This window comes from Acidovorax sp. KPB24-07 (genome assembly GCF_057543315.1).
Map to the genome: position 1 here is coordinate 46907 of NZ_BAAJYS010000002.1, position 15172 is coordinate 62078.

Below are 15172 nucleotides of genomic sequence, written 5' to 3' on the forward strand. Positions count from 1 at the left end.
TTATCGAGGCAGGATGAAAACAAACACGAAAAGCAAGAAGGTGAACAAGGCATGGCTCCATGACCATGTCAACGACACCTACGTCAAGCTCGCCCAGAAAGAGGGCTATCGCGCCCGTGCCGCTTACAAACTCAAGGAAATCGATGAGCAGCTGGGGCTGATCAAGCCAGGGCACATCGTGGTCGACCTGGGCTCCTCGCCAGGGGCCTGGAGCCAGTACCTGCGGCGTCGCATGTCGCCAGGAGGCGCGGCAGTCGGCCAACTCAACGGCACCATCATCGCCCTGGATCTGCTGCCCATGGAGCCGATCGAAGGGGTCGGCTTTCTCCAGGGCGATTTCCGGGAGGACGATGTTCTGGCGCAGTTGCAGGAAGCCGTCCAGGGGCGGGCTGTCGACGTGGTGGTTTCCGACATGGCCCCCAATCTGTCCGGAATCGAGTCAGCCGACGCGGCGCGCATTTCCCACCTGATCGAACTGGCCGTCGAATTCGCCGTGCAGCACCTCAAACCCGAAGGGGCGCTCGTGGTCAAGCTGTTCCATGGCAGCGGGTATGCGCAGCTGGTGCAGTTGTTCAAGGAAACATTCAAGGTGGTCAAGCCCATCAAGCCCAAAGCCTCGCGGGACAAATCTTCCGAGACTTTTTTGGTGGGAATCGGTTTGAAAAAGCAGGCTTGAACAGTATGAACGCGGTTCGTCAGCGGTTACAACCCATGCCAAGGCAGTCTTCCCGTGGGTTGACCATGGCCTCTGCTGGGGTAAATCGCACCGCCTTCCACCTTGAAACGCCTAAAATGCGCCCTAAATGCGCTAGGACGTCTCCATGACACGTTCGTGGCGTTATCCCCTTTGCTTCTGGAGCCCCGCTTGAACAATCAGTGGTTTTCAAAAATTGCCGTGTGGCTGGTCATCGCCATGGTGCTCTTTACGGTGTTCAAACAGTTCGACACCCGTTCAGGCGCCAGCGCGGGCTCCGTGGGGTACTCCGAATTCCTGGAGGAGGTGCGCAGCAACCGGATCAAGAGCGCCACGATCCAGGAAGGGCAGGGTGGCACGGAGATCGTTGCCACTACCACCGATGACCGCAAATTGCGCACCACCGCGACCTATCTGGACCGCGGATTGGTCGGCGATCTGATCAACAACAACGTCAAGTTCGACGTCAAGCCACGGGAAGAGGGCTCGCTTTTGATGACCCTGCTCGTCAGCTGGGGCCCCATGCTGCTGCTGATCGGCGTGTGGGTGTACTTCATGCGTCAGATGCAGGGTGGCGGCAAGGGCGGAGCTTTCAGCTTCGGCAAGAGCAAGGCCCGCATGCTGGACGAGAACAGCAATCAGGTGACCTTTGCCGACGTGGCAGGATGCGACGAAGCCAAGGAAGAAGTCAAGGAAGTCGTCGACTTCCTCAAAGACCCTCAGAAATTCCAGAAACTCGGTGGCCGCATTCCTCGGGGCCTTCTGTTGGTCGGCCCTCCGGGCACGGGCAAGACGCTGCTGGCGAAGTCCATTGCCGGCGAAGCCAAGGTTCCCTTCTTCAGCATTTCCGGCTCCGACTTCGTGGAAATGTTCGTGGGCGTGGGCGCGGCCCGCGTGCGCGACATGTTCGAGAACGCCAAGAAGAATGCGCCCTGCATCATCTTCATTGATGAAATCGATGCGGTGGGCCGCCAGCGCGGCGCCGGCCTGGGTGGTGGCAATGACGAACGCGAACAGACCTTGAACCAGATGCTGGTCGAGATGGACGGCTTCGAGACCAATCTCGGGGTGATCGTGGTGGCCGCCACCAACCGCCCTGACATCCTGGATGCCGCCTTGCTGCGCCCGGGCCGATTCGACCGACAGGTGTATGTGACGCTGCCCGATATCCGCGGCCGTGAGCAGATCCTGAACGTGCACATGCGAAAGGTGCCTGTCGGCCAGGACGTGAACCCGAGTGTCATCGCCCGTGGAACTCCCGGCATGTCGGGCGCGGATCTGGCCAATCTTTGCAACGAAGCGGCTTTGATGGCGGCACGCCGCAGTGCGCGCACCGTGGAGATGCAGGATTTCGAGAAAGCCAAAGACAAGATTATCATGGGCCCCGAGCGCAAGAGCATGGTGATGCCCGAGGAAGAGCGCCGCAATACGGCCTACCACGAGTCTGGTCACGCGCTGATCGGCAAGCTGCTGCCCAAGTGCGATCCGGTCCACAAGGTCACCATCATTCCGCGTGGTCGTGCACTGGGCGTGACCATGAGCCTTCCCGAAAAGGACCGCTACAGCTACGACCGCGAGTACATGTTGAACCAGATCAGCATGCTGTTCGGCGGACGGATTGCCGAAGAGGTGTTCATGAACCAGATGACCACCGGCGCCAGCAACGATTTCGAACGCGCCACCTCGATCGCGCGGGACATGGTGACGCGTTACGGCATGACGGAGGCGTTGGGCCCGATGGTCTATGCCGAGAACGAGGGCGAGGTTTTCCTCGGCCGCTCGGTGACCAAGACCAACAACATGAGCGAGCAGACGATGGAAAAGGTCGATGGCGAGGTTCGCCGCATCATCGACGAGCAATACGCGTTGGCACGCAAGCTGATCGAAGACAACAGCGACAAGATGCATGCCATGGCCAAGGCGCTGCTGGAGTGGGAGACGATCGACACCGAGCAACTCGACGACATCATGGCAGGCAAGCCTCCGCGTCCTCCCAAGGACTGGACGCCTCGCACGCCGTCGTCGGGTGGGGATAACTCGGGCGGCGGCACGCCGGCCGTGACGACCGAACCTGCTCCTTCGGCCGCTTGAGCCTGCGGCGGAACGCTGCAACCAACAACGGGGCCTGTGTGCCCCGTTTTTGTGTTCTTCTCGTTTAAACCATTCCACGTGTCGATGCACTGGCAGACCAGCCGATTCCAGATCGATCTCTCACGGCCTCGGGTCATGGGTATCGTGAATGCCACTCCGGATTCCTTTTCCGATGGCGGGCGGCACGCCACCACCCTGGACGCGATGCGCCACTGTGAAAGCCTGCTGGCGCAGGGGGCCGACATTCTGGACATCGGGGGGGAATCCACCCGCCCAGGCAGTCCCGCCGTCTCGCTGGATGAGGAGTTGGCTCGGGTGTTGCCGCTGGTCCGGTTGGCGGTGGGCCTGGGCGTGCCATTGTCCATCGACACCTACAAGCCCGAGGTGATGCGTGCGGTGCTGGACATGGGCGCTGACATCATCAACGACATCTGGGCCCTTCGGCAACCCGGAGCCATGGCCGTGGTGGCCGGCCATCCTGCATGCGGGGTGTGCCTGATGCACATGCACCGCGACCCCCAAACCATGCAGGCGGCTCCGATGGAGGGAGACGTGGTCTCTCAAGTGCTATCTTTTTTAGAGCAATGTGCTCTAGATTTACATGCGCTGGGGGTCGAAAAGAGTCGCATCGTGCTGGACTGCGGCATCGGCTTTGGCAAGACGGTGGAGCAGAACTTCGCGCTCCTTGCCAGCCAGCCTTTGCTGTCCCGCGCGGGCTACCCCTGGCTGGCTGGCTGGTCGCGCAAATCGTCGCTCGGTGCGGTCACGCAGTGGCCGGTTTCAGAGCGCATGGTCCCGAGCGTGGCCGCGGCGTTGTTGGCCGTGGAGCGTGGCGCGCGCATCGTGCGTGTGCACGATGTGCGCGAAACCGTCGCCGCATTGCAAGTCTGGCAGGCCTCTCAAATTCCCCCACCCTCACTCTAGCCTGCGGATATCCTTCAGGCGGAGGCAAAAAATCATGACACGTCGATATTTCGGTACGGATGGCATCCGCGGCACCGTAGGGCAGGCGCCCATCACTCCCGACTTTGTGCTGCGGCTCGCGCATGCGGTGGGCCGGGTTTTGCGCCGCAAGGAGGAGCGGCCCACGGTGTTGATCGGGAAGGACACGCGCATTTCCGGCTACATGCTGGAGAGCGCGCTGGAGTCCGGCTTCAACTCTGCAGGGGTGGATGTGGTACTGCTGGGCCCTTTGCCCACGCCCGGCGTGGCGTACCTGACACGTGCCCAGCGCGCCAGCCTGGGTGTTGTGATCAGCGCCAGCCACAATGCCTATCCGGACAATGGCATCAAGTTCTTCAGCGCTCAAGGGACGAAGCTCTCCGATGAGTGGGAAATGGCGGTGGAGTCGGCTCTGGATGAAGCCCCGGTCTGGGCGGACTCCGCCTCGTTGGGCAAAGCGAGGCGCCTGGAAGATGCGGCAGGCCGCTACATCGAATTTTGCAAGAGCACATTCCCGCAGGATCTGACCCTCAAGGGGGTGAAAATCGTGGTGGATGCGGCCCACGGCGCGGCGTATCACATCGCGCCCAAGGTGTTTCATGAACTGGGCGCGGAAGTGTTGGCCATCGGCTGCTCCCCCGATGGCCTGAACATCAACCACCAAGTCGGTGCGACCCATCCCGAAGCCTTGGTGCGGGCGGTCCGGGCCAACCACGCGCACTTCGGCGTGGCGTTGGATGGTGACGCGGATCGGCTCCAGATGGTGGACGCGGCGGGGCGCCTCTACAACGGCGACGAACTGCTGTATCTCATGGCCTCTGACCGTTTGGGCCGGGGCGAGCCGGTGCCGGGCGTGGTCGGCACGCTCATGACCAACATGGCGGTAGAGCTTGCGCTCAAGGCGCAGGGCATACAGTTCGTGCGTGCCAAAGTCGGCGACCGCTATGTGCTGGAAGAGTTGGCCCGCCATCGCTGGCTTTTGGGCGGAGAGGGTTCAGGGCACCTGTTGGCCCTGGACCGCCATACGACCGGCGATGGCCTCATCAGCGCCCTCCAGGTGCTTCAGGCGTGTGTTCGCAACGCCTGCGGTTTGCCGGACATGCTGGCGAGTGTGCAACTCTTTCCGCAGGTGCTCCTCAATGTCCGGCTGGCTCCAGGGCAGGATTGGAAGAGCAACACCACCTTGTCAGACACCTTGCGTTCCGTGGAGGCAGCATTGGGTGAAACCGGGCGGGTATTGATTCGCGCCAGCGGAACCGAACCTCTGCTGCGCGTGATGGTGGAGGCCAGCAATGCCGACCATGCCAATCACTTTGCGCAACAACTGGCAGATGCGGCGCGTGCGGGGTGAGTCCATCTGTGGCGTGCTTCAGTATCTGAGCCTGCGCAGCGTCTGATCCGGTCTATTGCGCTGCATGCTGCCGCTGTAGCAGGGCGGTGATCTGGTGGGCGGGCAAAGGCTTGCTGAAGTAATAGCCCTGTGCTTCGTCGCAACCTTGTTCGCGAAGGTATGACAGCTGCTCGCTCGTTTCCACGCCCTCGGCCGTGGTCCGGATGCCCAGAGCCTGCGCCATGCGAATGATGGCGCTGACGATGGCCCGGTCGTTGCTGTCATTGCCCAAGTCCCGCACGAACGACTGGTCGATCTTGAGTTTGTAGATTTGGAAGCGCTTGAGTTGGCTCAGCGAAGAATATCCCGTGCCGAAATCGTCCATGGACATGCGCACGCCCCGGGCATGCAACTGGTCCATGGTGGCGATGGCGGAACGGGGGTCGTCCACTGCGACGCCTTCGGTCAGTTCGAGCTCCAGCCGGTTGGCCCTCAGCGAAGTGCTGTCCAGAAGCCGGCTGACCAGTTCGGGCAACTGCGGCTGTCTGAACTGCAGTGCCGATAGATTGACCGCCATGGCCAGCCAGTCCATGCCCATGGTGTGCCAGTGCTGCAACTGGTCCAAGGCTGTCTGCATGACCCATTCGCCGATCTGCAGGATCTGGCCGCTGTCTTCTGCGATGGGGATGAATTCTGCGGGAGAGATGCTCCCGAGGTCGGGATGCTCCCAGCGGAGCAGCGCTTCCACGCTGCGGATCTCGCCCGTCGCGATGGTGATCTGCGGTTGGTAGTGCAAATGCAGCTGGTTGCGCTCCAGAGCGCGCCGCAGGGCATTTTCCAGAAGGAGGGCACGCACCGACTGGGCCTGCATTTCCGGGGTGAAGAAGCGGTAAGTGTTTCGACCGTCCAGCTTTGCCCGGTACATGGCCACATCGGCGGACTGGGTCAGGGTGTCGAAATCCGCGCCGTCCTGTGGAAACAGTGCGATGCCCATCGAAGGCGCCATCGTGAGTTCGTGGTGCCCAATCTGGTAATGCTGGCGCGACGCCTCCTGCAGCTTGCCTGCGACACGTGCCGCTCCATGCGCGTTGGCCCCTGGCAGCAGCAGAATGAATTCGTCGCCCCCTAAGCGCGAAACGGTGTCCTTGTCCCGCACGACCGCCCGGAGCCTTTTGGCGATTTCCACCAGCAGAGCATCTCCGACCCGGTGGCCCAGCGAGTCGTTCACGTGCTTGAAGTGATCGAGGTCGAGGAAGATAACAGCGAGGGGCGTGCCCCCTTCGCTGGCAGCGCGGATCGCAAGGTGGCTGCGCTCAGCCAGGAGCGTGCGGTTCGGCAGACCGGTCAATGGATCATAGTGGGCCAGCCAATAGATGCGTTCCTGGTCGTGCTTGCGATCGTTGATCTCGCGATGCAGGTTGTCCACGGTTTCGCTGAGCTGCCGCGTCCGCTGGTGCACCTGACGCTCCAGGTCAGCATGCATCCGGGCCAGCTCTGCCTGTGCCTGGCGCTGCTCGCTGACATCCATGGCAATGCAAACCGATCCATTGGCCGGACGGGCAGGGTCGATGGCCTTGACGCGCACTTCGCACACCACGGCACGGCCATCCTTGCCGCGCAAGGTCATCTCGCCCACGAAGATCTTGCCGTCCGTCAGTGGTTCGTAGCAGCGCTTTTTCGCATCTTCCCAGTCCGCGTCGCTGAAATGCCATTGCCGCGTCGCTGCGTTGGCCAGCTCCCCAGGACCATAGCCCAGCATCTGTTCGAAGTGCTGGTTGCACCGCGTCATGCGCTGATTGGAGATGAACGCGATGCCCACCATGGCGTGGTCGAAAAGGGCCTGCTTTTCCTGCACTACGGCGTGAAGCTGGGTTTGCGCATGCCGCTGCTCATCGATGTCATCGATGATCCAGATCGAGCCTTCCGCCGTGTCGGCGGGGTTGATCAGCCGACCGGCCAAGCTGCTCCAGAACAAGCGGCCGTTGCAGCGCCGCATCTGGCATTCCGTGCGGTAGGTATCCCCACGCGCAAGCACCGGATAGGCATTGCGTCCCAAGTCCCGGAACGCGTCGAGGGTGGGATACAGGGCCTGGCTGCTCAGCCCGATGGTTTCCTCGACCGTTTCATAGCCAAAGATATCGGCATAGCGTTGGTTGCAGCGAACGATCTGCCGTTGGCGGATGAAAACGATGCCCACCCCGGCGCTGTCCAACAAAGTCTGCTGCTCGCGAAGGATGCGTTGCAAAGTCGGCCCGGGCTGAGAAAGTACGGGCGCATCAAGCGTGGAGCACATGGAAATGAGTGAAGCCCTGGCGGGCGGCAAGTTGTGCGAAAGTGTAGCAGTCGCCCCTGAAATCCCGAGTTCGGGATTGTCTCGATCAAAAGCGCGATGCATATCTTCTGGCAGGCCAGGCTCCGTCCTTTCCAAGTCATGAAGCTGTCATGGCCTGGACATGGCGGCGTCACTGCCGTTTGCCACAGTCTCGTCCAAGCGGGAAGGGCAACGCTCCTTCAAGCTGTGATCCAACCACCCTTGCAGGGAGAGACGAGTGAACGAACTACCCATCCCGACGATGCCCTTGTGTCCAGACTCATTGCCCAGGGGGTCACTTCATCGCCCTGGCCATTCGGGCGATGTGGCAAGCCGTTTGTCCACCGAAGGCGGGGTGGAAGTGGCTTGGGCGCGGCATCTCGACGAAGTCCGGGAAGCCCAGCGCCTGAGGTTCGAGGTGTTCGCATCGGAGATGGGAGCGCGACTCAATACCTCGGTGGCCGGCCATGACGTGGACCTTTTCGACGAATATTGCGAGCACCTGCTGGTTCGGGACATCGCCACGCGTCAGGTCATTGGTACCTACCGCGTACTCACTCCCGCTCAAGCCCGCCGGGTCGGCGGTACCTACAGCGATACCGAGTTCGACCTGACACGGCTGCGCACGCTCCGCTCTCGAATGGTCGAGTTGGGGCGAAGCTGTGTCCATCCCGACTATCGGCACGGAGGCGTGATTCTGGCGCTTTGGAGCGCCCTGGCGGATTTCATGGTGCGCAATCAACTCGACACCATGATCGGTTGCGCCAGCATTCCCATGCTGCACAACGGGGTGGTGAGCGGCGATGCGGCTGCAAGCATCTGGAGCCAAGTGCAGAAGTCGCATCTGGCACCCATCGAGTTCCATGTGCGCCCGCGGTTGCCGTTGCCTGTGGATCAATTGGATGGATCACTGGCGATCGAGCCGCCCGCCCTCATCAAGGGCTATTTGCGCCTGGGGGCACGTGTTCTCGGTGCGCCGGCCTGGGACCCTGATTTCAACTCAGCCGATTTGCCAATGCTCATGCGCATTGCGGATTTGCCTTCGCGATACCGCAAGCATTTTCTCGGAGTGTGACGGCGCCTTATCTGTCATGAACATCAGCAAACCTTCCGTGACGCCTTCACCGGAATGTCATGAAAATGTCATGGTGACTGCCAATACTGGGGTGGAACCCATCCCTTCCAAAGCAGCCATGCCGTCGCCTTCCGAGCCTCTCCCCGAATCGTCTCTTCAATCTGCTGTGCCTAACGGGGAAGTCGAGGGGGCCAATGTGCCCCCTTTGCCAGAGAAATCGTTGAACTCCGATCCTGATTTTCTCAATCGCGACCACAGCATTCTTGCTTTCAATGAGCGGGTATTCGACTGGGCCGCCCGGGTCGATGTGCCGCTGCTCGAGCGTTTGCGATACCTCTGCATCGTTTCTTCCAATCTCGATGAATTTTTCGAGGTGCGTGCCGCGGCCCATCTGACTGCCGCTCAGAACGGCGATACCAAAGGCCCGTATACCGTCGCTTCGTTCGAGGAGCTGGCTGCCAAAGCCCATGACCTTGTCGCGCGGCAATACGCGCTGTACAACGACTCGCTCACCCCGGCCTTTGCAGCCCAGAACATCCACATCGTCTCCCACGGCGACCGTACCGGGGCACAGAGACGCTGGGTGAACGAGTATTTCGACCGGGAGGTTCGTCCTCTGCTGATTCCGGTCGGCCTGGACCCGTCGCATCCGTTCCCGCAGGTCGCCAACAAGTCGCTGAATTTCATCGTGCGTTTGAAAGGCAACGATGCCTTTGGACGCGAGAATGAAATTGCCATCGTCAAGGTGCCTCGCGTCTTGCCGCGCCTGATACGCATGCCCGCCAAAGTGGCCGTGACAGGAGCGCAGTTTGTCAGTCTGTCCAGCATTGTGCGGGCACACCTGGCAGAGCTCTTCACCGGGCGCGAAGTGACCGAGTTTTCCCAGTTCCGTGTCACGCGCCATTCCGATCTGGCCGTGGATGAAGACGATGTGCGCAATCTGCGCACGGCGCTGCGTCAGGGGTTGGAGCACCGCCACTATGGCCAAGCGGTACGGCTGGAGGTGTCATCGAGCTGTTCGCGGTTCTTGTCAGATTTTCTGCAATTGCAGTTTGCCCTTCCCGATGCGGCGCTGTACCGCGTGCATGGCCCGGTGAATCTGGTCAGGCTCTCGCAATTGGTGGACCTGGTGAACGATCCGGCACTGCTGTTTCCTCCATGGCGTTCCGTATGGCCACGTCAAATCCAGTCGGGAAGCTCGCTCATCGAACAGATCGGTCGGCGCGATGTGCTGGCCCACCAGCCTTTCGAGAGTTTCGACGCCGTGCTGGCGTTCCTGCGCGAGGCGGTCAACGACCCGCAGGTACTTGCCATCAAGCAAACCATTTACCGCACGGGAGCCGATTCGGAATTGATGGAGTTGCTGCGGGAGGCCGTCCGGCGCGGCAAGGAAGTCATGGCGGTGGTGGAATTGAAGGCGCGCTTCGACGAAGAGGCCAACATCAATTGGGCGGAAGCCCTGGAGTCCATCGGGGCGCAGGTCGTGTACGGTGTGGTGGGCTTGAAGACACACGCCAAGATGCTGCTGGTCACGCGCCGCGAAGGCCGGCACCTGCGCCGCTACGGCCATCTTTCCACGGGCAACTACAACCCGCGGACCGCCCGCCTGTACACCGATCTGAGCTATTTCACGGCCGATGCCGAAGTCACCGCCGACATGGATGCGGTGTTCAATCATCTGGCGAGCCAGAACAAGCTGCCCAAATTGCGCAAGCTGGTGCTCGCGCCTTTCCATTTGCAGCAGCACATGCTGGACATGATCGAGCGGGTGGGAGAGTCCGCGGCCAAGGGCGACGATGCCCGCATCGTGGCCAAGATGAATGCCCTGACGGACGATGTGCTGATGCGCGCGCTCATCAAGGCGGGGCAGCAAGGTGCGCGCATCGATCTCATCGTGCGGGGTGCCTGCATGCTGCCGGCGCAACGCAAGGGCATCACGGACAACATTCGGGTGCGTTCGGTCATCGGACGTTTTCTGGAGCACACCCGGGTGTTCTATTTCCGGGCGGGCAAATCAGAGGATCTGTATCTGTCCAGCGCGGACTGGATGAACCGCAACATGCTGCGTCGTGTGGAGTTGGCCTGGCCCATCACCGACAAGGAACTGCGGCAGCGCATCATCGATGAATGCCTGGTGGCTTACCTGCGGGACGATCGGGACGCCTGGACTCTGCAGCCCGACGGTACGTATGAGCGCGCGCCGCATCCCGTGTCTGGTAAAGGTGCGCAAAAAGCCCTGATGGACCGCTATGCTGCGGCGGCGGGCCGAACAATGGCCCACGGCGGCGGCAGTTCCAAGGCATGATGGATCTGATCCTCTGGCGCCACGCGGAGGCTGAAGAACTCCGTGAGGGAGAAGACGATCTGGATCGTCCTTTGACCGCCCGCGGAGAGAAGCAAGCGGCGCGCATGGCTGCTTGGCTGGATCGGCAACTGCCCGATGGGTTGCGCGTGTTGTCCAGCCCCGCTCGCCGCACCGAGGCCACTGCGAAGGCCCTGGGGCGCAAGTACAAACTGCGCGCCGAGCTATTGCCTGGTGGCACTCCGCAGGAACTGTTGGAACTGGCGCAATGGCCGAAGTCGCGCGGCGCCGTACTGGTGGTGGGGCATCAGCCGGTGTTGGGCCAAGCCGTTGCAAGCCTTTTGGCCTTGCAGGCACCGGAATGTGCGATCCGCAAAGGGTCGGTGTGGTGGCTGCGTCAGCGGCAACGGCCGGAGACCACGGAAACCATCCTGCTGGCCGTGCAGTCCCCGGATTTTCTCTGAGACCAACACCACCATGGGTGCCAGGGCCAACCGGCGCCGAGGGCTCCTGGCTTACTTGCGCGCTGTCTTCGCCGGCTTGGCAGCCTTCTTCGCGGCTGGTACAGGCTGCGCAGGCGCTTGCGCCTTTGGGCGACCGGTCTTGATGGACGGAACGGCCTGCAGCGCCTTCGCCAATGCATCGTCACCCAGCGCAGAAAGCAGCTTGAGGCCCGCGCGCAGCAATTCGCTCTTCTTGGCAGTCGTGCCCAGTTGCCCGGTGCGCAGCTTCAGTGCTTCGATGGCAGCGTACTCGTCTTTGGGAATGGTGAAGCTGTCACGCATGAGCTTGGGCTTCTTGGCCTTGGGGTCACGGGCCGCGCTGGGCGCAGCGGGCTGGGCAGCCGCCTTGCGGGCCGGGGCCTTCTTGGAAGCAGCGGCCTTGCTGCGTGGGGCGGGCTTGGCTGAAAGGGCTGCACTCGCTGCAGGAGCAGCGGTTTCTGCAGTGTTCGAGGCAGAAGCGGCGGAAACGTCTGAGGTACTGGGCATATCGGTTAAATGAGAAAACGGTATATACAGTTTATACCGTTTCATACAACGATTTGTCCATCATTGCAGCTCGGCGGCGAACTCCCAAGGCGTTTTGATCCAGGCCGTGCTTTCTTCTCGAAGAAGATGAGCGGACTGTGGATACGCGGCCGACCAGCCGGGGCGTGTGGACAAAGCGAATCGATTGCCCTGCTGGGAAAGCGACAACCCTTGCATGTCGGGCGTGCGGCGGGCGTGGCAAAGCGCCACGGCGATGCGCAGGCAGACCAACTGCAGCGCCAGGTCGGGATCGTCAAGGTCGGCTTCGAGCTTGCGGACCTTCCCCCGATGGCCTTTCACCAGCAGTCCCAGCCGGTGCAGTTCCCATACCGCAAAGCCGGCGGCGTCGGTATGGTCCAGGATGTACGCGCCATGGTGGTGGTACTCGCTGTGAGAAATGCGGCATCCCACTTCGTGTAACTGCGCGGCCCAGGCCAGTTTCCGCTCGGCACGTTCGCAGGGCTTGCGGCACGCTTGCGTGAACAACCAACAGGCCGTCTTTGCCACCCGCTCCGCGTGATCGATGTCCACCGCGAACCGGTGCATCAGCCCTCGCACCGTGGACGATCGCAAGTCCGTTTCCGGCAGTTCACGGTCGAGCAGGTCGTACAGCGCTCCTTGGCGCAATGCCCCTTGCGCCACCTGCATCTGATCGATCTGCAGTAACTCGAAAATGGCGCGCAACACGCTGAGGCCGCCGCCGATCACGCTGCGGCGTTCTTCCTTGAGCCCCTCCATGCGCACCCTGTCTGCGGAACGGACACGCAGCAGTTGCTCCTGCAGCCAATCCAGCCCCTGGCGCGTGATGAGTCCGCCGGGATGGCCTGCCGCGGCAAGAACGTCCCCCACCGCCCCGACCGTGCCAGACGACCCGTAAGCCACGTCCCAGGTGTCCGGCCGGTAGATGTTGAGCGCTTCGTCCAGCACAGCCTGGGCCGCAATCTCGGCCGTCCGGAATGCCTGGGGCGTGAAGATGCCTTCCGGAAAATACCGGCTGGACCAGGCCACGCTGCCCACCCGATAGGATGCGACGGCACGCGCCGAAAATTGCTGCCCCAGAATCAGTTCGGTGGATCTTCCGCCAATGTCCACGACCAGCCGACGTTCGTCGGACTGCGGAAGCAGCCGAGCGACCCCTTGATAGATCAGGCGGGCTTCTTCAGGACCCGAAACCACCTCGATCCGGTGGCCCAGGATGTCGCTGCCGCGTTGGAGAAACACCTCGCGATTGCGCGCTTCCCGCAGGGTCTGCGTGGCGACGGCGCGGACGTGATGGGGTTCGAAGGCGGTCAGGCGTTCTGCAAAGCGGGCAAGGCAGTCCCAACCACGCTGCATCGCCTCGGGGGTCAGGTTGCGGTCTTCATCCAGGCCATTGCCCTGGCGAACCGTTTCCTTGAGGTATTCCACACGCTGGATATGGCCGTGTTCGAAACGCCCGATTTCCAGGCGAAAGCTGTTGGATCCGAGATCCACAGCGGCAAGCAGTGTTCCGTCGTGCATGTTGTTGCGCAAGGCGCGCTGGTTTTCAGGCGGGGCAGCATAGCACCTGCCTCTCCAGTCGATGGCGCATCGGAGCTGTGCCAGGAAGGGCAGGGGATGCCGCCCCTCCTGCAATGTCGATTCAGTTACTTCTTGGCTGGTGGCATCAGCACGCGGTCGACCACGTGCACCACCCCATTGCTGGCGGGAATGTCGGCTTGAACGACCATCGCATCTTCCACGGTCACGAAGGTGCCGGCGCGCGACAGTGTGATCTCGCTGCCTTGCAGGGTTTTCGCCGAGCCAGGCTGGATGTCGGCCGCCTTCAGCCGCTTGGGAACAATGTGGTAGTTCAAGACCGCCTGCAGCTTGGATTTATCAGCCTGGAGTTCTGCCATGGTCTTGGCTGGCACAGCCTTGAACGCTTCATCGGAAGGGGCGAAGACCGTGTAAGGGCCGTTGGCAGCCAGCGTATCCGCCAGACCGGCTTGCGTGGCCAGCGTGCGGAAGGTGCTGATGGAGGGGGTTGCCGCCAGCGCGGCGGGAATGGGGCTGGAGGCGCTGGGGCCCGTGGCACAAGCGCTCAGCGTCGCGGCAGTCAGGGCAGCAAGCAGAAAAGGAAAGACGTAGCGGCGGTACATGTTGGGTTCTCCGAAGGGTTGCCGACGGTGTCGGTGCGCCGGAGGCTACGCAGCAATGATGACGATTGCGTGACAAGCAAAGACGGATGTGCCTCTGAAAATCGCAAATGACAGCTTGCAGGGGGTGTCACGATGGTGTCATAAAGCGCTTCTAGAGTCGCCTCACTGATTCTTTCAACCAAGAGGTTCCTACATGAAACTGTCTGTGATTCGGATTCTGGTGTCTGGTGTGGTCGCGGCCGGCGCTTTTTCCAGCGCCTGGGCCCAGCAGGAAGCCACGGGTGCTGGCGCGAGTTTCCCCGCACCGCTGTACTCCAAGTGGGCAGCCGACTACAACAAGGCCACCGGCGTCAAGATCAACTACCAGTCGGTGGGCTCGGGTGCCGGTCTGCGCCAGATCGAAGCCAAGACGGTGGATTTCGGTGCGTCCGACGCGCCCCTCAAAGACGATGAACTGGCCAAGAAAGGCCTGCTGCAGTTCCCCACCGTGATTGGTGGCGTGGTTCCCGTGGTGAACATCAAGGGCATCTCGCCCGGCCAGATCAAGCTGAGTGGGCAAGTGCTGGGCGATATCTACCTGGGCAAGGTGACGAACTGGAACGATGCGGCCATCAAGGCGCTGAACCCCGGCGTGAACCTTCCGGACGCCGCCATCGCTCCCGTCCGCCGTGCGGACGGCTCGGGCACCAGCTTCATTTTCACGAACTACCTGTCCAAGGTGAATGCCGAGTGGAAGTCCAAGGTGGGTGAGGGCACCGCGGTGAACTGGCCCACCGGCGCCGGCGGCAAGGGCAACGAAGGCGTTGCCGCTTTCGTGGGCCGTCTGCCGAACTCCATCGGCTACGTGGAATACGCCTATGTGAAGCAGAACAAGCTGAACTACGTCCAGCTGCAGAATGCGGACGGCGCTTTCGTGTCGCCGGAAGACAGCGCCTTCAAGGCCGCCGCTGCCGGCGCCGACTGGGCCAAGAGCTTCTATCAGATCCTCACCAACCAGCCAGGCAAGGATGCATGGCCGATCACGGGTGCCACCTTCATCCTGATGCACAAGACGCAGGACAAGCCCGCGCAGGCAACCACCTCGCTCAAGTTCTTCGAGTGGGCCTACAAGTCGGGCGACAAGACGGCGGCGGACCTGGACTACGTGCCCATGCCTGACTCCGTGAAGAACGTCATCATCAAGTCCTGGGGTGACATCAAGGACACTTCCGGCAAAGCCGTTTCGCTGAAGTGATCCCATGGTGGCCCGCCGACGCGGGCCACCAGTTCGTTTTTTCTT

Annotated in this window: 12 protein-coding genes; 8 read left to right on the top strand and 4 right to left on the bottom strand. The window is 61.9% G+C overall.

The features are described from left to right. The first annotated feature begins 13 nt into the window (after positions 1 to 13). From AC27IQ_RS00715 to glmM, 4 genes are all read left to right on the top strand, one after another. The gene (locus AC27IQ_RS00715) at positions 14 to 676 is read left to right on the top strand and encodes an RlmE family RNA methyltransferase (protein ID WP_284428552.1); all 663 of its coding nucleotides are present in this window, start codon (positions 14 to 16) and stop codon (positions 674 to 676) included. Between the two features lie 189 nt (positions 677 to 865). Next, on the top strand, positions 866 to 2785 hold the full coding sequence (ftsH, locus tag AC27IQ_RS00720) for an ATP-dependent zinc metalloprotease FtsH (protein WP_284428551.1): 1920 nt from the start codon (positions 866 to 868) through the stop codon (positions 2783 to 2785). 84 nt (positions 2786 to 2869) lie between these two features. Beyond that, entirely contained in the window at positions 2870 to 3709 is an 840-nt protein-coding gene (folP, locus tag AC27IQ_RS00725; RefSeq protein ID WP_317357745.1) for a dihydropteroate synthase, read from the top strand. Between the two features lie 34 nt (positions 3710 to 3743). Then, the gene (glmM, locus tag AC27IQ_RS00730) at positions 3744 to 5078 is read left to right on the top strand and encodes a phosphoglucosamine mutase (RefSeq protein ID WP_284428549.1); all 1335 of its coding nucleotides are present in this window, start codon (positions 3744 to 3746) and stop codon (positions 5076 to 5078) included. Positions 5079 to 5130: 52 nt separating this feature from the next. Here glmM and AC27IQ_RS00735 read toward each other — a convergent pair whose 3' ends face one another. Continuing rightward, positions 5131 to 7350, bottom strand: a complete 2220-nt coding sequence (locus tag AC27IQ_RS00735) for a sensor domain-containing protein (protein WP_487087468.1) — start codon at positions 7348 to 7350, stop codon at positions 5131 to 5133. A 256-nt stretch (positions 7351 to 7606) separates the two neighbouring features. Between AC27IQ_RS00735 and AC27IQ_RS00740 the strand changes: the two genes are divergently transcribed. The 3 genes from AC27IQ_RS00740 to AC27IQ_RS00750 are packed head-to-tail and all read left to right on the top strand — an operon-like array spanning position 7607 to position 11209. Continuing rightward, positions 7607 to 8443, top strand: coding sequence for a GNAT family N-acetyltransferase (locus tag AC27IQ_RS00740; RefSeq protein ID WP_284428547.1), 837 nt, complete (start codon positions 7607 to 7609; stop codon positions 8441 to 8443). Positions 8444 to 8459: 16 nt separating this feature from the next. After that, complete coding sequence (ppk1, locus tag AC27IQ_RS00745; protein WP_487087445.1) at positions 8460 to 10748, top strand: polyphosphate kinase 1; 2289 nt, start codon at positions 8460 to 8462, stop codon at positions 10746 to 10748. Next, complete coding sequence (locus AC27IQ_RS00750) at positions 10745 to 11209, top strand: SixA phosphatase family protein (RefSeq protein WP_284428546.1); 465 nt, start codon at positions 10745 to 10747, stop codon at positions 11207 to 11209. Before ppk1 ends, AC27IQ_RS00750 begins: the two co-directional genes overlap by 4 nt. 51 nt (positions 11210 to 11260) lie before the next feature. Here the strand turns inward: AC27IQ_RS00750 and AC27IQ_RS00755 are convergent, their stop codons facing one another. The 3 genes from AC27IQ_RS00755 to AC27IQ_RS00765 all read right to left on the bottom strand — a co-directional run bounded on the left by AC27IQ_RS00755 (position 11261) and on the right by AC27IQ_RS00765 (position 13893). Further along, positions 11261 to 11530 carry a hypothetical protein gene (locus tag AC27IQ_RS00755; protein ID WP_317357754.1) on the bottom strand — a complete coding sequence of 90 codons (270 nt, stop codon included), beginning with the start codon at positions 11528 to 11530 and terminating at the stop codon, positions 11261 to 11263. A gap of 264 nt (positions 11531 to 11794) precedes the next feature. After that, complete coding sequence (locus tag AC27IQ_RS00760; protein ID WP_317360263.1) at positions 11795 to 13273, bottom strand: Ppx/GppA phosphatase family protein; 1479 nt, start codon at positions 13271 to 13273, stop codon at positions 11795 to 11797. A 125-nt stretch (positions 13274 to 13398) separates the two neighbouring features. Beyond that, positions 13399 to 13893, bottom strand: a complete 495-nt coding sequence (locus AC27IQ_RS00765) for a fasciclin domain-containing protein (RefSeq protein WP_284428544.1) — start codon at positions 13891 to 13893, stop codon at positions 13399 to 13401. A 193-nt stretch (positions 13894 to 14086) separates the two neighbouring features. Here AC27IQ_RS00765 and pstS point away from each other — a divergent pair, with 193 nt between their 5' ends. After that, a complete protein-coding gene (gene pstS, locus AC27IQ_RS00770) occupies positions 14087 to 15127 on the top strand; it encodes a phosphate ABC transporter substrate-binding protein PstS (RefSeq protein WP_284428543.1) in 1041 nt (346 codons plus the stop codon). The last annotated feature ends 45 nt before the right edge of the window (positions 15128 to 15172 follow it).